At 57.9% G+C, this 23002-nt stretch carries 22 protein-coding genes; 9 read left to right on the forward strand and 13 right to left on the reverse strand.

All coding sequences use genetic code 11. From position 1 onward, the window contains the following. Positions 1-317: 317 nt before the first annotated feature. Together IEX74_RS04035 and IEX74_RS04040 are read left to right on the forward strand one after the other, a co-directional pair. Positions 318-2582 carry a rhamnogalacturonan lyase family protein gene (locus IEX74_RS04035; RefSeq protein ID WP_188811150.1) on the forward strand — a complete coding sequence of 755 codons (2265 nt, stop codon included), beginning with the start codon at positions 318-320 and terminating at the stop codon, positions 2580-2582. Positions 2583-2674: 92 nt separating this feature from the next. Continuing rightward, the gene (locus IEX74_RS04040) at positions 2675-4762 is read left to right on the forward strand and encodes a rhamnogalacturonan lyase (protein WP_188811159.1); all 2088 of its coding nucleotides are present in this window, start codon (positions 2675-2677) and stop codon (positions 4760-4762) included. Between the two features lie 74 nt (positions 4763-4836). Here IEX74_RS04040 and IEX74_RS04045 read toward each other — a convergent pair whose 3' ends face one another. Next, a complete protein-coding gene (locus tag IEX74_RS04045; protein ID WP_188811161.1) occupies positions 4837-5487 on the reverse strand; it encodes a response regulator in 651 nt (216 codons plus the stop codon). A gap of 512 nt (positions 5488-5999) precedes the next feature. Then, positions 6000-6170 (reverse strand): hypothetical protein, encoded by a 171-nt coding sequence (locus IEX74_RS04050; protein ID WP_188811163.1) that lies wholly within the window; start codon positions 6168-6170, stop codon positions 6000-6002. 268 nt (positions 6171-6438) lie between these two features. On the opposite strand from IEX74_RS04050, the gene IEX74_RS04055 reads away from it, so the two are divergent. Beyond that, the gene (locus IEX74_RS04055) at positions 6439-7089 is read left to right on the forward strand and encodes a response regulator transcription factor (RefSeq protein WP_188811165.1); all 651 of its coding nucleotides are present in this window, start codon (positions 6439-6441) and stop codon (positions 7087-7089) included. Here IEX74_RS04055 and IEX74_RS04060 read toward each other — a convergent pair whose 3' ends face one another. Continuing rightward, positions 7090-7551: a hypothetical protein gene (locus tag IEX74_RS04060; RefSeq protein WP_188811167.1), complete on the reverse strand. Its 462-nt coding sequence runs from the start codon at positions 7549-7551 to the stop codon at positions 7090-7092. Positions 7552-8106: 555 nt separating this feature from the next. Here IEX74_RS04060 and IEX74_RS04065 point away from each other — a divergent pair. From IEX74_RS04065 to IEX74_RS04080, 4 genes are all read left to right on the forward strand, one after another. Next, positions 8107-9000, forward strand: coding sequence for a cyanophycinase (locus IEX74_RS04065; RefSeq protein ID WP_188811169.1), 894 nt, complete (start codon positions 8107-8109; stop codon positions 8998-9000). 116 nt (positions 9001-9116) lie between these two features. Further along, the gene (locus IEX74_RS04070; protein ID WP_188811171.1) at positions 9117-10661 is read left to right on the forward strand and encodes an FAD-dependent oxidoreductase; all 1545 of its coding nucleotides are present in this window, start codon (positions 9117-9119) and stop codon (positions 10659-10661) included. 394 nt (positions 10662-11055) lie between these two features. Next, complete coding sequence (locus IEX74_RS04075; protein WP_188811173.1) at positions 11056-11400, forward strand: STAS domain-containing protein; 345 nt, start codon at positions 11056-11058, stop codon at positions 11398-11400. A 48-nt stretch (positions 11401-11448) separates the two neighbouring features. Further along, a complete protein-coding gene (locus IEX74_RS04080; RefSeq protein ID WP_188811175.1) occupies positions 11449-11880 on the forward strand; it encodes an STAS domain-containing protein in 432 nt (143 codons plus the stop codon). 12 nt (positions 11881-11892) lie between these two features. On the opposite strand, the gene IEX74_RS04085 is transcribed toward IEX74_RS04080, so the two are convergent. Further along, a complete protein-coding gene (locus IEX74_RS04085; protein WP_188811177.1) occupies positions 11893-12576 on the reverse strand; it encodes a DUF1345 domain-containing protein in 684 nt (227 codons plus the stop codon). A 112-nt stretch (positions 12577-12688) separates the two neighbouring features. Here IEX74_RS04085 and IEX74_RS04090 point away from each other — a divergent pair, with 112 nt between their 5' ends. Then, entirely contained in the window at positions 12689-14173 is a 1485-nt protein-coding gene (locus tag IEX74_RS04090) for a nicotinate phosphoribosyltransferase (RefSeq protein WP_188811179.1), read from the forward strand. A gap of 3 nt (positions 14174-14176) precedes the next feature. Here the strand turns inward: IEX74_RS04090 and IEX74_RS04095 are convergent, their stop codons facing one another. Then, entirely contained in the window at positions 14177-14932 is a 756-nt protein-coding gene (locus IEX74_RS04095) for a DUF4262 domain-containing protein (RefSeq protein WP_188811181.1), read from the reverse strand. A 592-nt stretch (positions 14933-15524) separates the two neighbouring features. On the opposite strand from IEX74_RS04095, the gene IEX74_RS04100 reads away from it, so the two are divergent. Further along, positions 15525-15740 carry a heavy-metal-associated domain-containing protein gene (locus tag IEX74_RS04100; protein WP_188811183.1) on the forward strand — a complete coding sequence of 72 codons (216 nt, stop codon included), beginning with the start codon at positions 15525-15527 and terminating at the stop codon, positions 15738-15740. A gap of 69 nt (positions 15741-15809) precedes the next feature. On the opposite strand, the gene IEX74_RS04105 is transcribed toward IEX74_RS04100, so the two are convergent. From IEX74_RS04105 to IEX74_RS04140, 8 genes are all read right to left on the reverse strand, one after another. Then, a complete protein-coding gene (locus IEX74_RS04105) occupies positions 15810-16904 on the reverse strand; it encodes an AIR synthase-related protein (RefSeq protein ID WP_188811185.1) in 1095 nt (364 codons plus the stop codon). A 118-nt stretch (positions 16905-17022) separates the two neighbouring features. Next, on the reverse strand, positions 17023-18528 hold the full coding sequence (purF, locus tag IEX74_RS04110; RefSeq protein WP_188811187.1) for an amidophosphoribosyltransferase: 1506 nt from the start codon (positions 18526-18528) through the stop codon (positions 17023-17025). Positions 18529-18615: 87 nt separating this feature from the next. After that, positions 18616-19230: a phosphoribosylglycinamide formyltransferase gene (gene purN, locus IEX74_RS04115; RefSeq protein ID WP_188811189.1), complete on the reverse strand. Its 615-nt coding sequence runs from the start codon at positions 19228-19230 to the stop codon at positions 18616-18618. Then, positions 19220-20500: a phosphoribosylamine--glycine ligase gene (purD, locus tag IEX74_RS04120; RefSeq protein WP_229755106.1), complete on the reverse strand. Its 1281-nt coding sequence runs from the start codon at positions 20498-20500 to the stop codon at positions 19220-19222. The genes purN and purD overlap by 11 nt, the downstream gene beginning before the upstream one ends. 72 nt (positions 20501-20572) lie before the next feature. After that, a complete protein-coding gene (locus tag IEX74_RS04125; protein ID WP_188811191.1) occupies positions 20573-20956 on the reverse strand; it encodes a nuclear transport factor 2 family protein in 384 nt (127 codons plus the stop codon). Between the two features lie 17 nt (positions 20957-20973). Then, positions 20974-21162, reverse strand: coding sequence for a hypothetical protein (locus IEX74_RS04130; RefSeq protein WP_188811193.1), 189 nt, complete (start codon positions 21160-21162; stop codon positions 20974-20976). Positions 21163-21164: 2 nt separating this feature from the next. Further along, on the reverse strand, positions 21165-22097 hold the full coding sequence (purC, locus tag IEX74_RS04135; protein ID WP_188811195.1) for a phosphoribosylaminoimidazolesuccinocarboxamide synthase: 933 nt from the start codon (positions 22095-22097) through the stop codon (positions 21165-21167). A gap of 45 nt (positions 22098-22142) precedes the next feature. After that, the gene (locus IEX74_RS04140; RefSeq protein WP_188811197.1) at positions 22143-23000 is read right to left on the reverse strand and encodes a phosphoribosylformylglycinamidine synthase subunit PurQ; all 858 of its coding nucleotides are present in this window, start codon (positions 22998-23000) and stop codon (positions 22143-22145) included. Positions 23001-23002: the final 2 nt, after the last annotated feature.

Here is a 23002-nt window from a genome sequence, read left to right on the forward strand (position 1 = left end):
AACGATGCCGCAGCTGTGTTTTTCAGGCTTTCAACTCAATGTTGCAGAATAGACAACTCAGCCCTACCGGGGCGGCACATCGGTAGAGCCTAGCTGGCACAAAACGACCTAGCCTTAGCGAGGTAGTTGCTCTATACCAAGATGACGATTTGCCTAGCAGAGCGGCAGTCTACAGGAGGGTAGGCGGAGAGAAGGAGGATACATTGAATTGAATATCAGGCAGTAGCTGCCAGCTAGCTTACGCGCAACCTAGCTTCCGCTGTCGGATACGCTTTCCACGCTGCCTTCCCTTTTCCTCCACCTCCAAACCCATCCTTATGAAAACAGCTTTTCTTTTCCCAACCAACCCACTATCGGCACTAGAGCGGCGGCGCTGCTACCGCCGTGCCATAAGCTATGCGCTACTGACGGCCAGCTTGCTCGGCGGCTCGGGCGTGACCTTTGCCCAAACCAAGCCTAACGCCGCTGCTACAACTAACCGGCAGATGGAAGCTTTGGACCGCGGTGTAGTAGCCGTTAAGCAAGCTGATAACAAAGTGTTTATCAGCTGGCGCCTCCTAAAGAACGATGCGCAGTGGGTGAGCTTCGATGTGTTTCGGCAGGTAGGTACCAGCGCACCCGTGAAGCTGAACAGCGCCCCCCTTACCGCCGCCACCAACTGGGTCGATGAAGCGGCCGACCTGACGCAGGCGCCCAAGTACTTTGTGCGTCCGCTGCAAAATGGCGGCGGCAGCCAGGCCGCTTCGGCGCCGGTTGCGGTGTGGAACGAAGGCTTCCTGCGCGTACCCCTGCAACGCCCCGCCGGCGGTACCGTGAGCAGCGGCACCAACACCAGCGCCTACACCTACAGCCCGAATGATGCCTCTGTAGCCGACCTCGACGGCGACGGCACCTATGAAATCGTGCTGAAGTGGGACCCCAGCAACTCCCGCGACAACGCCTCGGCGGGCCTTTCCGGCCCAACGATCCTGGACGCTTACAAGCTGGATGGCACGCGGCTGTGGCGCATCGACCTAGGTAACAACATCCGCTCGGGGGCGCACTACACGCAGTTTATGGTGTACGACCTCGATGGCGACGGCAAGGCCGAAGTAGCCTGCAAGACCGCCGACGGCAGCCGGGATGGCACCGGCAAAATAATCGGGGATGGCACCAAAGACTGGCGCTCGCTCACGGTGCCCACCGATGGCGTGTTGGTGCCCACCACCAGCGATGCCCGCTACGGCAAAATCATGGCCGGGCCCGAGTACTTCACCGTCTTCAACGGCCTGACCGGCGCCGAGCTAGCTACCACCACCTACATCCCCGGCCGCGACCCGGTGGATGGCTGGGGCGGCGTAGGTGGCAACGGTAATAGCGACAACACCGGCAACCGCAGCGACCGGATGCTGGCCTGCGTAGCCTACCTCGACGGCGTACGCCCTAGCGTAGTGATGTGCCGCGGCTACTACGGCCGCTCGGTGCTGGCCGCCTGGGATTGGCGCAACGGGCAGCTCACCTCGCGTTGGGTGTTCGATTCGCAGAACCGGACGAACCCGTTTTCCGGTATGGGCAACCACAACCTGAGCGTGGCCGACGTAGATTTTGACGGCAAAGATGAAATCGTGTACGGCTCGATGGTGGTCGACGACAACGGCCAGGGCTTGTTCACCACGGGCCTGCGCCACGGCGACGCGCTGCACGTCAGCGACCTAGACCCTAGCACGCCCGACCTGGAAGTGTGGGGTATTCACGAAAACGAAGTGTCGCTGCCGGGCTACGAAAACAGCCCTGGCGTGGCCATGTACAACGCCCGCACGGGCGCCGTGCTGTGGTCGGGCGACCCAGGGCAGGACGTAGGCCGCGGCATGGCCGCCGACATCGACCCGCGCTATTGGGGCGCCGAGGTGTGGGGCGGCTCCAGCACCATCGGCCTGCGCTCGGCCAAGGGCGTGCGGATCGGCAATGCGCCTTCCTCGGCCAACTTCGGCCTGTGGTGGGACGGCGACTTGCAGCGGGAATTGCTGGACGGCACCACCATCAGCAAGTGGAACTACCAGACCAGCACCCTCGGCACCCTGCTGAATTCGGCCTCTTTAGGAGGAGCTTCCAACAACGGCACCAAAGCTACACCTAGCCTCAGCGGCGACCTGCTGGGCGACTGGCGCGAGGAAGTTATCTGGCGCAACACCAACAACCAGGAGCTGCTCATCTTCACCACCACTGCTCCCACCAACTACCGCATTACCAGCCTGATGCAGGACCCCGAGTACCGCCTGAGCATTGCCTGGCAGAACGTGGGCTACAACCAGCCGCCGCATCCTAGCTTTTACTTAGGTGAAGGAATGCCCGTGGTTACCGGCTCGGCGCAGCAGAAAGCGGCAAACAGTATTGCCATCTTCCCCAACCCCTCGGCCGGCTCGTTCCGGGTGCAGGCAAAGGGCACTTTTACCTACGAGATTCACGACCAGCTGGGCCGCAAGCTAGCCAGCGGCAAAGGGCAGGATGAAGCCGTGCTGGGCGAAACCCTGCGGCCCGGCTTGTACCTGATCAGCATCCGCACCAGCGAGGGCAGCCACGTTCAAAAAGTAGTGAAACAGTAGTCTTCCTCAACGCCGATTGCAGCAGACCTAGGTAGCCGGCTGGCGTACCTAGGTCTAGCTCGTTTTTAAAACTAAGTACGACGTAGTACCGCATGAATTTTCCCCTCTCCTTCTTTGGCCGGCTTCGGTCATCTGGTCAGCTCGTGAGTGCGAGCCTGGTAATCAGCAGCTTATTTGCCGGACTTAGCGCGCACGGCCAGAACGCCCGCCCTGGCAATAGCAAAGCACCGAACGCGCGGCAAATGGAAAAGCTAGGTCGGGGCGTGGTGGCCGTAGCACGGCCGGGCGCTGGCGTGTTCGTCAGCTGGCGGCTGCTGGCTTCGGACCCGGCTGGAGCTAGCTTCAACGTCTTTCGCAAAACGGCTGGCGGTGAAACCATTAAGGTTAATAATCAACCAATTACCACCTCTACCAACTGGCTTGATGGTTTTGATAAGATAACAAGTGCCGCGGAACCAGTTTCCTATTCCGTACAGCTAGTTGGGGCCAAGGCTGGACAAGATGCCAAGCCCGAAGCAGCGCCTGTATGGGATCAAAACTTCTTGCGCGTGCCGCTACGCCAACCCGAAGGCGGCACTGTGAGCAGCGGCCCCGACGTGAGTACCTACACGTACAACGCCAACGACGCCAGCGTAGCCGACCTCGACGGCGACGGCACCTACGAAATCATCCTCAAATGGGACCCCACCAACTCCAAAGACAACGGCTCGCCGGGCCTCAGCGGGCCGGTGCTGCTGGATGCGTACAAGCTGGACGGCACCTTTCTGTGGCGCATCAACCTAGGTAAGAACATCCGCTCGGGGGCGCACTACACGCAGTTTATGGTGTACGACCTTGATGGCGACGGCAAGGCGGAAGTGGCCTGCAAAACCGCCGATGGCAGCCTCGATGGCAGGGGCAAAGTCATTGGCGACGCTAAAAAAGATTATCGCTCGCTCACGGTGCCCACCGATGGCGTGCAGGTACCGGGTCCGCGCGACGGGCGCTATGGCAAGATCATGGCCGGGCCGGAGTACTTCACCGTCTTCAACGGCCTGACGGGCGCTGAGCTAGCTACCACGCCGTACCTGCCCGGCCGCGACCCGCTCAACGGTTGGGGTGGCATCGGGGGCAATGGTGGCAACGACAACACCGGCAACCGCAGCGACCGAATGCTCGCCTGCGTGGCCTACCTCGATGGCGTGCACCCGAGCGTAGTGATGTGCCGCGGCTACTACGGTCGCACGGTGCTGGCCGCCTGGGACTGGCGTCAGGGTAAGCTCACTTCGCGCTGGGTGTTCGATTCGCAGAATGCCGAGAATCCATTCTCCGGTATGGGTAACCACGGCCTGAGCGTGAACGATGTGGACTTCGACGGTAAAGATGAAATCGTGTACGGATCGATGGTGGTTGACGACAACGGCAAAGGCTTGTTTTCGACCGGCTTGCGCCACGGTGATGCGCTGCACGTCAGCAACTTCGACCCCACCACGCCTGACCTGGAAGCCTGGGGCGTGCACGAGAATGAAGAGCCGATTCCGGGCCACGAGCTAGGTCCGGGCGCCGCGCTCTACGATGCTACGAACGGCAAGATTCTGTGGTCGGCCGACAAAGGCCAGGACGCCGGGCGCGGCATGGCCGCCGATATCGACCCGCGCTACCTAGGTGCCGAAGTGTGGGCCAACTCGCCCGAAACCGGCTTGCGCACCATCCAGGGCCAGCGCATCGGGGAGGCGCCGCGCTCCGTCAACTTCGGCATCTGGTGGGATGGCGACCTGTTGCGCGAGCTGCTCGACCGCACCTACATCGATAAGTGGAACTACCAGAACGGCAAGCTGGATCGGCTGCTGGATGGCGGCCCGCTGGGCGCGACTTCCAACAACGGCACCAAAGCCAACCCCTGCCTCAGCGCCGACCTGCTGGGCGACTGGCGCGAGGAAGTTATCTGGCGCAACGCCAACAACCAGGAGCTGCTCATCTTCACCACCACCATCCCCACCGAGCACCGTTTCGTGACCCTGATGCAGGACCCCGCCTACCGCCTCGGCGTGGCGCGCGAAAACGTGGGCTACAACCAGCCGCCGCACCCTAGCTTTTATTTGGGCGAGGGCAAGCCGACGGCGGCCCCGACCGGCCGCGTGCAGCCGGCTTCCGGAGCAACCTCCCCTACTACCGTGCAAGCCGCTCCGGCTCGTAAATAGACCGGCATTCTTCAAACGCAAAAAAGCCGCGCGACACAATGTCGCGCGGCTTCTTTGCGTGTCAACCTAGGTTGCTACTCGTTGAGCATCCCGTTGCTGACGGCGTATTTGATGAGCGCGGCCGTGTTCTTGGCCTGGGTTTTCTCGATGATATTCTGGCGGTGCGTTTCGATGGTGCGCTTGCTGGTGAAAAGCTTGTCAGCAATTTCGGCGTTGGTCATGCCTTCGGCTATGAGGCGCAGTACCTCCAGCTCCCGCTTGGAAAGAATGCCGGCTTTGGGCGCTTCATTATTTGTTACTGGCTCCGAGGTCTGTAAGCGGCGCAGCAGTGCCATCCCGATGGCCGTGCACAGAAACTGATGCCCGTTTGCCACCGACGAAATAGCATAAATCAGCTCCGAGCGGCCCGTGTTTTTGAGGGCGTAGCCAAGGGCGCCCGCCTCCAACGCCTGCGCCACATACCGCTCGTGGTCGAGCATGGAGAGCACCAGCACTTTCACCTCCGGGTGCAGGCGGCGCAGATGGCCGATGGTCGTAAAGCCATCCATAATGGGCATGTTCAGGTCGAGCAAAACCACGTCGGCGGAAGCAGTTTCCAGAAACTCCAGCAACTGCTGCCCGTTGGCAGCTTCGCCGACCACCTCCAGGCCCGACTCGTCGCGCAGCAAGGAGCTAATGCCGTCGCGGATGATAGCATGATCATCGGTCAGAACTACACGAATCATAGGAAGTAGAAAGAGGAACAATGAAATAAGTAGCACCCGGCAAGCCGAATCCATTAGGTGCGGGAGGTATCACTCGGGCAACCCATTGCGTAGCCGTATTTTTTGCTACGCTTTCCAGATAAATAACCACCATGGCTCCAATAGATGAAGCTGGTGCAAACCTAGTATTTATACGGAGCAAACAGCATTTTGTGACCTGAATTATTCTGGCAAAGGGCAATAAATTGATGAACGTCATTTTTCAATCGAGGTTAAATCGCAGCTTGTTGCCCCACGGTCTAGGTTGCGCCTTCGGTCGTTATTTTTGCCCGAAACCTAGGATGTCGCTTTCTGAGGCTCTAGGCGTATGCAGCTTCTGTTTACTCGTCTGTTTTATCCGGTCAGCATTTTGAAAACAGTAGCAAGATGCAGGATACGCAAGGCACGACCTAGCTCGAGCCAGATGCGCCGCAGCACAACCGTGATGTCATTAGGCTCGCATGAGCAATAGCTGCGAAACAAAGAAACACCCCCTAGCGGCGCAGGCAAGCAAGGTTATCACAGTTGATTAGCAGACACTCAGTTGGCACACCCGTGATCTGGCTCAACGAACGGGCTGTTTCCAGTGGGTCGGCGCCGTTAAAGTCTATTTCTAAGATGAGGCTCGCCAGCGGCTGACCTAGGATGGTGGTTGCATACGACATACAGCGGAGCATTGAAAGTGACAGAGCCTGCCGGCCGGTTCGAAAGCATCGACAAAGCTAGCTTTCCTGACTTGCCTCGACTACCGATTAAACACTGATTTTCGAAGCTCCGTACTCTCTGCCGGGCTACGTAGTTACCGCTGAAAATCAGCATCATGAAGAAAGACACAACTAGCTGAACAGTAGAACATTGGCGCCGTTATTGAATAAACTTTTTGATTATTCGTTGCTTGTTATCTTACTAACTGCCACTCTTCACTACACACCTATGATTCGGTTGATTTTAGCTGATGATCACATCATTCTGCGCGATGAGTTACGGGTGCTGCTCGCGCAGGAACCCGATCTGGAAGTAGTGGAGCAAGCCAGCAATGGCCTGGTTCTGCTCGAACTACTGGCCCAAACAGCCGTGGATGTGGTAGTGCTGGACGTGAATATGCCAGTTATGGATGGCTTGGCTACCACAAAAGCCATCCGCGAGCGGTTCCCAACGGTACGGGTGCTGGTACTCTCCATGCTCGACCACGAGCAGTATATCCAACGGATGCTGAAGGCGGGCGCGCTGGGTTATTTACTTAAGTCATCTGATATACAAGAAATTACCTACGCCATCCGGACCGTAGCTCGCAACCGACCTTACCTCTGTACGGATGTTGGACTGAGCCTGCTGCAAAAGCTCACGCCCCCGGAAGCCACTACGGCCGACAAATCGGTGGCTCAGGTAGCAGGTGGGCTTTCCGCACGCGAGCAGCAGGTGCTCCCGCTGCTCGCCGCAGGGCTGACCAATGCCGAAATTGCCGATCAGCTCTTCACTAGCAAGCACACCATCGAGGTTCACCGCCAGAATATTATCCAGAAAACGCAGGCAAGCAGCATTAGCGTGCCGCATGCCGATGGTCGGGCTAGCCTTGAAGTTTAGCTACTCCTTACTGAGTAGCATCAGCTGCCAGGTGTGGCCCCGCCCGGCCCCGACTCGCTGCAACAGGTAGCTGCCTTGCAGGTACTTACCCTCTAGTTGCAGTGTCAGGCAGCCTTTTGTCAGGGCCTGGCGCACTGTGTGGTTTGTTGTTTCTGGCAGCCCGTTCACATGCGGCACCACCAACCGGCACGGGCCTTCATCGTGGTGCGCTGCCGGCATTATGCCCCCCACCGACTGCAATAGAAAGATCGTGGGCTGGCGCAACCCTTGGGAGCCATCGGCCAACACAATCCAGTGCTCCAGTAGGTTGGTGCCTTCTAGCAGCCACAGGCTATAATAAGAAGAAGAGCCCAGACAACGACTCAGTACAAAGCTGCACGTGGGCGTGGCCACGTGGTGGTCGGGGGTAGTTACCTTGGCTGCACAGCCAAGATAATGGTTGCGAGGGGAAACAGTCCGCATGGTACATTTGGTTGACGGAGGAAGAGCAGGCAGAGCGGATAGTAAACCAGTAGTGCAGGCCGCTGGCTACGGGGTAGTCATTACCTTGGAGGTACTTCGGAAAACAGTAACGGAAAGGCTGCTGAGGTAAAAGACCCGAGAGGTAGTTGCGGGCTCATTGGTGCTACGAGGAGCCCGGTACGCGAGGTTCAGGTCGTTTTCATAGCCTGAAAAGGCACAGGATAGAGAGTAGAATAACCGTCCTACCCAGGCGGGTAAGAGCTGTATTACAAGATTCAATTTTACTAACTAATCCCGCCAGGGGACCTAGGGATAGATACTTATTTAGGCCGGGTACAGTACGTATTTTTACTTGATGTAAATGCGGATACGGTTGAGTTTACTAGCTGCTTACGATAGCGCAGCTTAGGCTTTAACTAATTACTCCACAATATACTAGCTCCCGACCAACCAGCAAAGCCAGTTGGTAATAGATACTGAGGCCAGCGGCCAAAAGCTAGGTTACGATTCCGCCTTCCCCCGTTTAAGGCGTATACCTTTCTTTTACGCTGCTCTATGTCTACCCGCAAACAAAAACCTTCCGCTTCCGAATCTGCCTGTCCGCCACCAAAAGGATTACTTATCGCCGTGGGCGGCCACGAAAACAAAGGCGAGACCCCGGAGCGCGGCTCCAACCAGGACAAGAACAACAGCTTTGCGCCGGAAAGCATTCTACGCCGCTTCTGCGATGAGCTGGTGGGTGAGCAGCCGCTGATTGTGGTAATTCCTACCGCGTCGGGCGTGCCCGATGAATCGGCAGCCGACTACCACGAGGCGTTCGGTCGACTGTGCCAGGGCCGGGTGGAAACGATGGACATCCGCAACCGCGCCGACACGCTGCGCCCCGAATACCTGGAGCTGGTGGAGCGGGCGGCCGGCTTCTGGTTCACGGGCGGCGACCAGCTGCGGCTCACGGGCATTCTGGGCGGCTCCCACATTCTGCACCGCCTAAAGGAACGCTATGCCTATGAGCGCATTATCGTGGGCGGCACCAGCGCGGGCGCCACGGCCATGTCGACGCCCATGATTTATGAGGGCACCAACAACGCCGGCTTCCGCAAAGGCGAAATTGCCATTACTACGGGCTTGCAGTTTCTGCGCGACGTCGCCATTGATACGCACTTCATTGCGCGGGGCCGCATCGTGCGCATGGCCCAGATTCTGGCAACTAATCTTTCCTGCGTTGGCCTAGGTTTGGAGGAAGACACGGCCGTGGTCGTGCACGATGGCCGCGAGCTGGAAGTGATTGGCAGTGGGCTGGTTACCATTCTGGAAACCCAGGAGGACACTTGCACCAATATCTACGACATCGCGCCCCAAACGCCATTCTTTATCCGGGACCTGCGCGTGCATTTCCTTTCCGCCGGCGAGCGGTACATGCTGCCCACCACCCCCGAACTGCACTTGTGAGCAATTATCGGTGAGCAATGAAGCCTGAGCAACTTAGAACGACTTAGCAGAAGTCTCGTTTACTGATAATTGCTCATTATTCATTGCTCACTGCTCATTGTTCACTACTCGTTGCTATGAAAGAAACTTCCGCCTCTACGCAGCCCTCGTGGTTTGGCACGGCCCCGCCGCTCCCTGATTTCCCGAAACTCACCCAGAACAGCAAGGCCGATGTGGTCGTGGTCGGGGGTGGCATTGCCGGCCTCACCACGGCCTACCTGCTCACCCGCGAGGGCCGCGACGTGGTGGTGCTGGAAAGCGGCAAGCTAGGTAGCGGCGAAACCGGCCGCACCACCGCCCACCTTTCCAACGCCCTCGACGACCGCTACACCACCTTGGAGGAGCTGTTTGGCGAAGAAGGCGCCCGAATTGCGGCCCAAAGTCACGGCGGCGCCATTGATCTGATCAACGACATTGTGCGGGCCGAGCACATTGCCTGCGATTTTGCCCGCGTAAACGGGTACCTGTTTTTGCCCAAAGATGGCAACCCCAAGGAGCTGGCCGACGAGCTGGCCGCTGCCCACCGCGTCGGCCTCACGGGCGTGCGCCGCCTCGCCGATTCGCCCACCAAAGGCTTCCAGACGGGCGAATGTCTGGAGTTCCCGAACCAGGGCCAGTTTCACATTATCAAGTACCTGCGTGGGCTGATTGAGGCCATTACGCGGCGTGGGGGCCGTATCTTCACCCATACGCACGTATCGGAGGTGCAGGGTGGCAAAAAAGCCCAGGTGACGACTGCTGATGGCTTTACCGTAACGGCCAAAGCCGTGCTGATGGCCACCAACACGCCCGTGAACGACCGGGTAGTGATGCACACCAAGCAGCACCCCTACCGTACCTACGCCATAGCGGCCCGCATTCCGCACGGCTCCGTGACGCGGGCGCTGTACTGGGATACGCCCGACCCCTACCACTACATTCGCCTGGAGGAAGTGCCCGGCGAGCCCGACGGCATTAATTACGACCTGCTCATTGTAGGCGGCGAAGACCATAAAACGGGACAAGGTGTGCCCGAGGAAAGTCTGCGCTGCCTGGAAGAATGGACGCGGGAGCATTTCCCGATGATTGAAAGCATCGAATACCGCTGGTCGGGGCAGGTGCTGGAGCCGAGTGACAGCCTAGGTTACGCCGGCCGCAATCCGCTCGACAAGGATAATGTGTACATCATCACCGGCGACTCGGGCCACGGCATGACCCACGGCACGCTCGGCGCCATGATCGTCGCCGATCTTATTCAGGGACGGAAAACGCCCTGGGAAAAGCTCTACGACCCCGGCCGCGTGACCCTGCGTCCAACGTCCATCAAGGAGTTTGCGGTCGAAAATGCGAACGTCGCGGCCGAGTACACCGACCTGCTCACCGGCGGCGACGTGTCGACGGAAGAGGAAATAAAGCCGGGTGCCGGCGCGGTGCTGCGCCGCGGCCTCACGAAAGTAGCCGTGTACCGCGACCCGCAGGGCCAGACGCATACGTGTTCGGCCATCTGCCCGCACCTAGGTTGCGTGGTACACTGGAACGGCCTGGAAAGCAGCTGGGACTGCCCCTGCCACGGCTCCCGCTTCGATGCCTACGGGCATTTGCTTGCGGGCCCCAGCAACGAGGATCTGGCCTCGGCAGAATAACCTAAACAAGAAGCTGCGAAGTAGCCGCGCCTAGCCAGCGGGGCGCCCCAAACCTAGGTTTTGCTACGCCGTCGTCTTCTACCATTATGGCGCCTGGCCGGGGCTGGGCTCATTTAGGATTCAACTTAGCCCGCCCAGGTAATAAGCCGCAAGCAGAGGAGAGTGGTGGCCGTTTCGCCGGGCAGGCGCGACCAGGTCGCCACTCTTTTTTGCATCCTGCTACTGGACGAAAACCTGGGAGATGGTAACTTATACGTATCTCTTTCACGCAAATACCATTTAAAACCAGTACTTTACGCTTGTCGTAGCCTACATTGGCTTTCTATCTTTGTAGAGTAGGGTCCGAGAAATCTCTCTGCTCAAAAACAGGGTTAGACTGTCAAAACGTAGCGCTATGGATTTCGACAAAGTAGTGAAGTCCGATCAGTTCCTGCTCCGCCTGCGCGGGGCTTGCTTAGGCGATGAAAACGTAAGGCAGTTAACAAACCTGCTGCTGGAAGCGGCGCAATGCGGTGCCCGGCGCGTGTGGCTCGACTGCCGCTACCTGACGCAAATGGACTACCGGGGCCTGCGCGTACTGCTCCAGCTTTTGCCGCAGTTTGAGGCGATGGGCACCACGCTCTTGCTCTGCGGCCTGCAACCCGCCGTACAGGAACGCCTCGATTCGTCGGGGCTGGCTTCCCTGCTCACGCTGCTGCCGGCCGAAGCCTACAACGGACCTGATCAGCAAGGGTTTTAGTAGCCAATCATTATAATTCATCCTTCACCCCTTATTCTCTTTTCGACCATGAGGGAAGTGTACCGCGAAATCCTCCCCGAGAGCTACCTGCTCATCCTAGCCCCCGAGCACCACACGCTCGGCAGCGTACCTTTGGCGCAAGCCTTATACGGGGCCGCTCACAGCGGCAAGCCCAGCGTCTGGGTTGATTGCAGCAACCTTCAGCAGCTCAGCTCCCGAACCTGTCAGGTGCTGCTGCACTACTATCAGCAGTACAGGCAGCGGGGTATTAATCTGGTGCTTTGCCATTTAGAGCCGGAGGTAGAGCAAGCGCTGGTGCAAGCGTGCCCCACAGGGCCGCCGCCCATCGTGCCGACCTTGCTGGATGCCGATCAGTACTGCCACGATCAGCAGATGCAGAAGCTATCCGCGGCCCGAATTTCACCAAAATCTAGCCTCCAGACCCACGTGATAAATTGGACTGAGGCCGTGCTCGACTAGCACCTAGGTCAGCTACAGCAAGCTAGCCAGACTACTGATGCTCAAGGCAATAACGGCCGTATTGAAGCCGTAGGCCAGAATGCCGTGCAGCAGTGCCAGGCGCCGCAGCGTTCGGCCGCTGATGCTGATGTCGGCGGTCTGGGCCGTCATGCCAATGACGAAGGCGAAATAGGCAAAATCCAGGTAGTCAGGCTCTTTCTCGGAGCCGGGAAACTCCAGTCCGCCTTCGCGGCCGTCCACTTCCGGGTCGTAGTAGAGGTGGGCGTAGCGCAGCGTAAAAAGAGTGTGCAGCAGCAGCCAGGAGCTAGCCACCGCCCCCACCGACAGCACCACCTGCGCCCGCACCACATGCCCCGGCGAGGCGTGCATAATGCTGAGCAGCACAGCCACAGCCAGCACGCTGGCGATAGCGCCGATCAGTACCAGCACAAAGGAGAGAATCCGGCCGGGGTCTTCGGCCGTGGCCACGCCCCGAATCCGGTGCACATCGCTGACGATAATGCTGCTCCAGAACAGACCTAGGTTGGCGCACGCAAATCCATCCCACCCCGCTACGAACCGCGTGATTGGGTGCAAGTCTCTTGGCGCCAAGAAGTAAGCAAGCAAGCCCAGACCGAGCCCCACCGCCAGCCGAAACCGCGTGGATACGGAACCCAGGTGGTGCAGCAGGCGAAACGGAACGCGGGAGGCCGGCATAAAATAAGCGGTGAGCAAGTATTCAAGTTGAGGAATAAACGAGGACTTTTGTGGCACGGCACCCAAGCGCGGCTAATTGCGTATGTTGCCAATCTGCCCCATTCGTTTTCGCATGAATCCAGCTCCGCTCTCTGGCCTGTACGCGCCCTCGCTCAGCCTCGTTACCGATCTGTACCAGCTCACCATGGCCTATGGCTACTGGAAGAAAGGCCTTCAGGATCGGGAAGCCGTTTTTCACCTCTACTTCCGCAAGCCGCCCTTTTCGGGTGGCTACGCCGTGTGCGCCGGCCTCGCCTACGCCGTCGATTGGCTTGAAAACCTAGGTTTTTCGGAAGACGACTTGGCCTATCTAGCTAGCCTGCAAGGCTCGAAAGGCACGCCACTGTTTGAGCAAGGCTTCCTCGACTATTTGCGCGAGCTAAAGTTCACCTGCGATGTAGACGCCATTGCAGAAGGCACGGTCGTTTTTGCCAACGAGCCGCTGGTGCGCGTGAAAGGCCCTTTGTTGCAAGCCCAACTGCTGGAAACCGCCCTGCTCACGCTCATCAACTTCCAGACGCTGATTGCCACCAAAACCGCCCGCATCCGCGAAGCCGCCGGCTCCGACCTCGTGCTGGAGTTTGGCCTGCGCCGCGCCCAGGGCTTCGATGGTGGCCTCTCGGCCAGCCGCGCCGCCTACCTGGGTGGCGCTGATGCTACCTCCAATGTGCTGGCCGGCCAGCGCTTCGGCATTCCGGTGCGCGGCACGCACGCCCACAGCTGGGTGATGTCGTTTGAAGATGAGGAAGCTGCTTTTGCGGCATATGCTGAGGCTTTTCCAGACGATTCGGTTTTCCTGGTTGACACCTACGACACGCTGGAAGGCGTGCGGCACGCCATTGCCGTGGCGCGCCAGATGCGCGAGCAAGGCCACGAGCTGGCCGGTATTCGCCTCGATTCGGGCGACCTAGCCTACCTCAGCCGCGAAGCCCGCGCTCTGCTGGATGAAGCCGGCTTCCCCAACACCCGCATCGTCGCCAGCAACGATTTAGATGAAAACCTCATCACCAGCCTCAAGCTCCAGGGCGCCCGCATCGATACGTGGGGCGTGGGCACCAAACTCGTAACGGCCTACGACCAGCCGGCGCTTGGCGGTGTGTACAAGCTAGCTGCCCTGCGCCACGCCGACGACAGTGGCTGGGATTTCACGGTCAAAATCTCGGAGCAGCTCGCCAAAACCAGCATCCCCGGCATCCTGCAAGTGCGCCGCTTCGAAACCGAGAAAGGTCAGGCCCGCGCCGACATGCTCTACAACATCGCCGAGCCGCTGCCCACCGAACTTACTATCATCGACCCACTCGACCCGACGCGGCGGCGCCCCGTGCGCTCCACCACATTCCGGGAGCTGCTGGAGCCGGTGTTCCGCGAAGGCAAACTCATCATGACGCTACCTAGCTTGCAGGAAAGCCGCGAGCGGGTGCAGCGCGAGGTAAATTCGCTTGACCCCAGCATCCGCCGCTTCCTGAACCCGCACGTGTATCCGGTGGGCCTGGAGGAAAGCCTGAACACATTCCGCACAAACCTGATTCTGGAGAAACGGCCGCAGCGCCCGGCGTAGCGGCTATTCTCCTCTCTTCGTAACCTCTACCCTTGTCCAGTCGTCGCCGATAGCCTCGCGGAAGGCCACCTGACCCGCGGGCAAATCGAACAGGGCATTGATGGTCAGGTCGTGCTTCACGACTTGCTCCAGGGCTACCAGCATCACGGTATCGGTGGTAGCCGGCGCGTCGGTTAAGAACTGCCAAGCGCCGTCTTCCTCATCATGGCGCACCCGGAGAATAGGTTTGTTCTCCTTGAAAACCTGCTGCGCCACAAAGACGGGCGTATTGCGCTCCTCGAAGAACTTGAAGTCAAGCTTATGGTCTAGCTGCGGCTGCAAGAATCTGTAGCGCTTATCGTACTGCTCGGACCAGGGATAGTGGTTCTGGTCGTCGGGCCACAGCAGCTGAATCGCGGGGAACGGCTCGAAGTTGTAGTACCAGCGCGCATACCCGAAATAGTCGGCAATATTCTCCTCTTCCACTCGCCGGAACTGCACCGGCGAATCCTCCAGAAAATCGAAGTTATCGGTAGCCAGGGCGAGCGGCTGATTGACCTTCACCGCCTCGGCTGCCCCGTGCAGCAGCGCGTGCATCGCCGGCAGCGGCAGCCCAAACGTGATTATTTCCGGCTGCTGAAAGTTCTTCCACAAACCAATGGTATAGGCGAAAGCGGGCGTGGCGCTGTCGGCTTCAAACAGCGCGATGTGCCAGCCAAACGTATCTATATTATACCTGATTTGGTCTTCTGGGCTTAGGTTATGTTCCTCGTGTGCCATAGCTTTTATGAGTTCTGCACGAAGTAACCCAAAACTCTGCACTCCGTCAGCCAAAGCCTGTACAGCATCTTCTAGGTGCGGCCGCTACTCTTGTAAGGCAGCAATTGTTATAGCGACAATGCTTTATTTCAGTCTAGAAGATTCCATTTACACCAAAAGTCAAACCCTTGTGCATTTAGCTGCTGCCTCTCTGTTTCATCTAACAGCATTACTACATAGTCTTCATGACTTATAGTGCCTAGAAGTAAGCTATCCTCTCGAAAGAACGCTGGATTTTCCATAGTTTAGCCATTCTGGGTAGGCTTTGCTTTTCACGAAGTCAATCACCTCTGGTGTTAGTCGAAAGCGATTGGTAGCGGCGTATACACGCTGGATATCCTTTGGCAAAGCGACTTCATTGGTTTACTTGGCGGATATTCCTCAAAGTTGTCGTTACAATAATACTTCCTCATCATTCAGCAACGAAAAGACAGATAAATCTAGCGTAAAAGTTGTACTCTATTAGCTAAAGTCTATACCACTGCACCAAACCCTGATTACTACTTTTGATACCTGTTCATTGTTATAGGAGCACCTTAACTACTTACTCCTCATGTCTACCCTAAAGTTCAAAACCAGCATCAACTGCGCTAACTGCCTGCGCGCCGTAACACCTTTCCTCGACGCCGAAGCCAGCGTCGAAAAGTGGAGCGTCGACACCAACAACCCCAGCAAAATCCTGACGGTGGAAGGCGAAAACCCCATTCCCGAGCTAGTGATGAAAGCCGTGTCGCAGGCTGGCTTTGATATCGAGCCGGTACAGGCTTAACCTAGGTTTATAAAGAAAGGGCCTGTTCTTCTCTAGAAGAACAGGCCCTTTCTTTCAACGGTTTCGGGGCTATTTGTAGCTCAACTCTCCTGCTCCCACCTTCAGGCGAATGCCGGGCTCAGCTGTAATACGACCCGCCACCTGCGCCTGATAGCCACCTTCTTGCAGCTTAGCCACAACGGCATTAGCAGCGGCTTCGTCAGTCACGAGCAGCATGCCATTGCCCATGTTCCAGTAGAGATACGCATCAGCGGGCTCAATGCCAGCTAGCTCCGTGAGGCGCTGCATGGCCGGCAGTGGCTCAAAAAGATTATCCAGTTCGGCCCCCACGCCATTTTTCAGCACGCGCTTGAAGTTATCGGCAATGCCGCCGCCGGTAATGTGCGCGGCTGCGTGCAGCGGCAAGCCCGCATCAAGCACGCTCGCCACGCCGGGCGAGTAAATGAGCGACGGCGCCAGCAGCGCTTCGCCCCAGGTGTGGCCCATTTCGGCGGCGTCGGAGCCGTCGTAGCTAGCTTGATGCCAGGCATCGCCGAATAGATTTTGCAAGGTCCGGCGCGCTAGCGAGAAGCCATTGGAACGGAACGACGGCGAACGAAGTGCTACTACTGCTTGGCCCGCTTGAACGGCCGCGCCGCTAAGCGGCTTTTCCAAGCTAGGGTGCAGGCTGCCAATAGCCGTCGAGCACCAGTTAAAGTTCATGCGCGCACCAGCCCAGCCGCCAATGCGGTTGCCTAGCTCCGCAATTTCGCCGCCCGTGATGGCAATACCGGAGAAGTTACAGGCGTCGTGCAGGCCGTGCATCAACTCATCAATCACGCTGTAATCGAGCGTGTTCACGTCGATGATGTTCGAGAGGTTGGTGGGCACAAAGCCACCTACGATGAGGTCGTCAGCGGTCATGGCTACCAGGTCGTACCCTAGGGTGTCGTACTTGCCCACACGCTCGGCTACTTCGATCTTGGTGCCGATGCCGTCGGAGCTGATGCCTAGGCGGGCGTTGCCGAAGCGGATTTCATTCGAGAAGCCGCCGTCAAGGTCCTGAGCAGGCTCACCGGGTTTGCCGGCACGATTGGCGAAGGTTTTCTTCGACCAAGCATAAGCGTTGCGGGAGCATTCGTTGCCGAGGTCGATGTCGTAGCCGGCGGGTTTTTCAGAAGACACAATCTACTTTCTATGTAGCGCGAAGCTCCAGCTTCGCGCATCGTTGAACGAAACTCGTTGAGCGCCCTAAACCTAAGTCGTTCAACGATGCGCGAAGCTGGAGCTTCGCGCTACACCCTTAATGTTCCGTCGCAGCCGGAGCTTTGGCACTGACGGAAGTCTTCGCCTCTTCGCGGTCTTTCTTGCTGCGGTGGCTTTCGCGCTCCTCCTGAATATGGCGCAAGTAACGGCTCACATCACCGGTCGGGTACTTACCAGAGAAGCAAGCGAAGCAGCTGCCGCCGTGGCCGCGCTCCTCGCTGAACAGCTCCTGCAAATCTTCCAAGGTCTGGTATATAACTCGATCAGCACCAATGAACTGGCAGATTTCCTCATCCGTGTGGTTGGCGGCAATCAGATCCGTGCTCATCGCCATATCGATGCCGTAGATGCAGGGGCTCACGATGGGCGGGGCCGAGGAAATGAAGTACACTTCCTTGGCGCCAGCCTCGCGCAGAATCCGCACGATGCGCCGCGAAGTGGTGCCGCGCACAATGCTGTCGTCGACTACGGCAATCTTTTTGCCTTCCACAAACGCCCGGATAGGGTTGAGCTTTTTCTTCACGATGTCCTCGCGCCCGGCCTGGCTGCTCACAATGAACGAGCGGCCCATATGGTTGTTCTTCACCATCGCGCGGCGGTACGGAACGCCAATAGCTTCGGCCAGCCCAGAGGCGGCGAAGTAGCCCGAAGAAGGTACGTCGATGACCATATCCGGCTCCAGACCCGCTTCCAACACCTTACGACCTAGCATCTTACCCAGTCGCACCCGCTCACGCGCCACCAAACGACCGTGAATGGTTGAGTCTTCGCGGGCAAAGTAAATGTGTTCGAACACGCAGAACGCCTTCGGCAGATTGTAGGGGTTCTTGTAGTGAACCTGGAAGTTCTTGTCGATGAACACCGCCTGCCCCGGCCCTACGTTCTTGATGAACTCAAAACCTAGGTAGTCGAAGCAAGTGGACTCGGAAGCAAACGCGTAGACCGGTCCGGCGGGCGTGTCGCGGCGACCCAGCACCAGCGGACGAATTCCCAGCGGATCGTTGAAAGCCAGCAAGCCGTGGCCGGCAATCATGGTGATGGTGGCGTAGGCGCCTTTCACCAGCTCCTGCGTCGTCTCAACGGCATCAAAAATATCGACTACCGAAAGGTGGTCGAGATCTTTGATGCGCAGCTCCGAGGCGAAGGTGTACATGATGAGTTCCAGGTCGTTGCTGGTTTTGGGCAGCACGTGGTACTTCTCATGCAGGCGCTTGGCGGCATCCCGGAAGTTGATAACGTTGCCGTTGTGCACCATGGCCAGCCCGAACGGGTAACTGGTGGTGAACGGCTGGGCTAAGTCGGCGTCGTTGGAGCCCTGCGTGGTGTAGCGCGCGTGGCCAATTCCGATGTTTCCTTTCAACTTTTTTACATGCTTCGGCTTGAACACATCGTTGATGAGCCCGTTGCCTTTGTGCAAGTGAAAATTTCCGTTGAAGGTGGCAATGCCGGCGGCATCCTGCCCGCGGTGCTGCAAGGCAGTGAGGCCGAACACGATATCGTGGACGACATCATCAGGACCGTAAAAACCAACAATTCCGCACATGGGAAGAGAATTAAAAATTGAGAAGAAGAATCAAAAACTGAGAAATAGGAAAAGCGCCTCACCTAGGTTAAAGCGGCCTTTCAATTTTTAATTCTCAATTTTCAATTGCCCAACCAGTAGTTGGACCAAGGTTTCGGCGTATAGTTCGTGCTCCACGGCCAGGCCGCGCTGCTCGACTTCCGCCAAGGTATTCGCGCCGCGCAAATCGACGGGCCGCTGGGCCAGCACCGGACCGGTGTCGAGGCCTTCGTCCACGAGATGAACGGTTATTTTGGTTTCAGGCAGTTGATTTTCAAAAGCCCATTCGTAGGCGTGCAGACCTTGGTGCTGATGCGTATCGGCCGGGTGGATATTGAGGATACGCCCGGCAAACGCGCGAATGAATACGGGTGACAAGATACGCATATAACCCGCTAGTACCAGATAATCAGGTTGATAGCCTCGCAACAATTCGACCACTTCCGCGTCAAACTCCGCCCGCTTTCTACCCTGCGACGATAAGCTAGCCGTCGGACAACCTAGGTTGGCGGCCGTAGCCAGGCCCGGCGCCTCCGGATGGTTGCTGAACACCACAGCCACCTCCGCAAGTTCGCGCAGCACACCATTTTGCACAGCATTTACCAAAGCTACCATATTGGAGCCCCGGCCTGAGAGCAAAATAGCTAGGCGCTGCTTGCGATTTGAGGCGGTGCTAGTAGGCATTGGCAAGGCTAGGTGCGGGCCGGCGGCCGATATCGGTTCGGTAGTACATATCTTGGAAGGATACCAAGGCACACTCATCATATACCCGCTGGATGGCTGCCTCCAGGTCATTGCCGTGCGCTACCAGCACCAACACCCGACCACCATTGGTCACCAGTTGCCCGTCCTGCTGCCGCGTGGCGCCGTGGTAAGCTAGCGTATTAGGGTGCAGCTCGTTGAGCCCTTTGATAGGGAAACCCGTTGGGAAACCAGCCGCCGGATAACCGCCGGACGCTAATACCACGCCCACGAAGTAGCCGGGCTTCTGCCGCACTACAGTCTGGTTCAGGGTCCCGTTCAGGGCCGCCTCAATCAACTCCAACATGCTGCTGGCCATGGCTGGCAATAGCACTTCCGCTTCGGGGTCGCCGAGGCGCACGTTGTATTCCAGCAGCTTCGGGCCGTTGGGCGTGAGCATAATACCGAAGTAAATAAACCCTTTAAAGTCAAAAGGCTCATTCTGAAGGCCACGCAGCGTAGGATCTACAATGTTGGTGCGGATGGCAGCCAGCGCGTTATCGTCGGCGAAAGGGACGGGACAATAAGCGCCCATACCGCCCGTGTTCGGACCTAGGTCGCCGGCCAACAGTTGCTTATGATCCTGCGAAGTTGCCAGCAAACGAATCGCCACACTATCGGTAATACCGATAATGCTAATTTCTGGACCAGTAAGCTTCTCTTCGAGCAGAAACGAAAACCAGCCGGTGTGCTGGGCCTGCAAGTCGCGCAGTGCCTCTTCCGCTTCCTCCACCGACGAGCACACGTACACGCCTTTACCAGCCGCTAGGCCATCGTATTTCACTACCACATGCCCGCCTAGCTCCTTGGCTTTGGCGCGTGCTTCCTCCATCTTGTCACTGCGGTACTGCCAGGCTTGCGCTGTCGCTACGCCGTGCCGCCGCATAAAGTCCTTCGACCAGATTTTGGAGCTTTCTAGCACCGCACCGCGCTTATCGGGCCCGAACACTTTGATGTCGGTTTCGGCGAAGAAATCCACGACGCCAGCTGCCAATGGCGCTTCTGGCCCTACCACAATCAGCTTCACGTCGTTGGCTTCGCAGAACTGCTGAATGGCCGGGAAGTCGGTGGCGCTGATGCTAGGATTGCTGCCTGGAATGCCCGCGTTGCCGGGTAGCACGTGCACAGTACCGCCGTCGCGCGTCAGCTTGCAAGCTAGGGCGTGTTCGCGGGCACCGGAGCCGAGGAGGACAATATTTTTAGTTGTGGTCAAGGGTCTCAAATTGTTCTATCGTTGGTTCCCGCAGAGGGCGCAGAGTTCTTCGCAGAGGTTCGCAGAGTTGTTCTAACTAATGTCTTCGATGGAAATGATTTTGCCGTCGGCAAACTGGAAAACGGACTTGCCCTGCAAGTGCAACGTGTCACCTGGCTTCAAACCATTGGGGAATTCAATAGCAGCCACAGCCGAGTAGTCAATCAGTACCTCTATTCGGTCGTCAGTCGTTTGCCAGTTGGTAACGCGTTGCGCTCGTTGCGAGAAGTACTGCTTCGCCTGTTCAGCCTGCTGTCGGAAATCATCTTTGCCGGTTGTGGTCAAATTCACTTCTCCATTGGAAATGTTCTTGAACACCACATCGTCGTGCAGATGGCGCACCATCCCGTCAATATCAAAGCGGTTGTACGCTTCAATATAGGCTTCAACGATTTGTGGTGAACTAGACGTTTTCATTAGAATACCTAGGTTGTTTACAGCGTCTTGAACTCCGCGTCGGCAGCTTTCAGCTTCGCTTTGATGCCAGCAATTGCCTTCGACAGCTGCTCACGCAAACGAGGCAAGTTCAGGGCCCGTACAGCGGCTAGAGTAGCGCTATCGTGACGAACGATGGTCAGGTTGAGCTTGCCGCTCAGCATAATTACCGACGAGTTCAGGTTCATAGCTAGCTCGGCGTCATCAAGCCAGCACGCACCAGATTGCCCACGAGGCGAGTGGTTACGTCACCGTCAGTCGTCAGCTCAGAACTGGTCGGGAGCGGGCTGCCCACGATGCGCTCGTAGATGTCGAGGTAGCGGCGGCTGGCTTCGGCCGAAACTTCCGGCGTGAGGGCGCGGGGGTATTTGCCGTCTTGCTTGTTAGCAATCAGCCACTGCCGCACGTACTCCTTGTCCATCTGCTCGGCCGTTTCGGGGTTCTTGGCATAGTCTTCGGCCGACCAAAAGCGCGACGAATCCGGCGTGTGAATCTCGTCGATCAGAATCAACTCGCCGTTCAGCAACCCAAACTCGTACTTGGTGTCTACCAGGATGATGCCTTTCTCCTTCAGCAGGTCTGAACCTACTTTGAAGAGGGCTAGGGCTTTCTCAGCCATTTGATCGTACAGCTCTTGGCTTACCCAACCTTCGCTCACCAGGTTTTCGGGCGTGATTTCGCGGTCCGATTCCTCTTTGGTGGTAGGCGTTAGGATGAACTCAGGGAAGGGCTGGTGCTTGGTCATACCATCGGGCACCGTCACGCCGGAGAAGGTGCGCTGACCGGCTTGGTAGCCGCGCCACATCGAGCCGGTGAGGTAAGCCCGCACCACCATTTCCACTCGAATCGGCTCGGCTTCTTTCACCAGCATGGCGTTGGCATCTACCAACTCAATTACGTGGTTGGGAATAATGTGCTTGGTTTTCTCAAACCAGAAATTAGCTAAGCCATTGAGCACGGCACCTTTGTAAGCTATCGGCGTTTCCAGCACCGAGTCGAAAGCCGACAGACGGTCGGTCACGACGATGAGACGCTCGCCGTTAGGGGCGCGAAGCGAATCGCGCACTTTGCCGCGGTGCAGAAGCTGGAGCTGAGGGGTGTCGAACTGGTTGAGGGTATTCATAGGGGCGGTAATCAGTCGGGGTTGTGCCGGCGGGTTACAGGGGTGTTACGATGAAAACTGACTTGCTTCTTGGGGTACAGCTTCGGCGCGCTGACCTTGCACGTGTTCCACGATGTTGCGGAACAGCTTTAGGCCGTCGCCTTCCTCGCTGATGCCACGGTTTAGGCGCTTGCGCCGAGCCCAATCGGGGTGATTGTATAAGGAGAGGAACGCCTCCGGGTGCGGCATCAGCCCGAATACCTGGCCGGTTGGGTCGGTCAGGCCGGCGCAGTTCAGGTCGGCGCCGTTGGGGTTGTGCGGGTACACGTCGGTGGGCGAATCGTCGTAGCCGATGTAAGTGAGGCAGTTCAGGGCTTTGTCCTGAATATGGGCTAGGGTGTCGGCGCCCGAGATAACCAATCGGCCTTCACCATGCCGCACCGGCACTTCCATCGTGTCGATGCCTTTTAGGAAGGGGGTGTGTGCGTTCGGGTTCACCTTCAGGCGCACCCAACGGTCTTCGTAACGGCCCGAGGCGTTGTGCGTCAGCGTCACTTCGGGCGTCACGTTGCCGCTCAGGTTCGGCAGCAAACCTAGCTTCACAAGGACTTGAAAGCCGTTGCAAATGCCCATGACGAACTTGCCGTTGGCGATAAACTCCTTGATGTCGTCGAGGAGCGTGCGGCCGCTGGGCGTTTGGCGGTAGCGCAGCTTATTGGCCAGCACCACGCCCGAACCTAGGTCGTCGCCGAAGCTGAAGCCGCCGGGGAAGTTTAGAATATCGTAATCGTGGATGCTGACGTGACCGAGCAGTACCTGGTTCAGGTGCACGATCGTCGCCTCAGCGCCCGCCAAGCGGTAGGCCGCCGCGAATTCCTCTTCGCAGTTGATGCCGAAACCTGTTAGAATGAGTGCTTGAACCATAG

This window comes from Hymenobacter cavernae, from assembly GCF_014641455.1.
Taxonomy (GTDB): domain Bacteria; phylum Bacteroidota; class Bacteroidia; order Cytophagales; family Hymenobacteraceae; genus Hymenobacter; species Hymenobacter cavernae.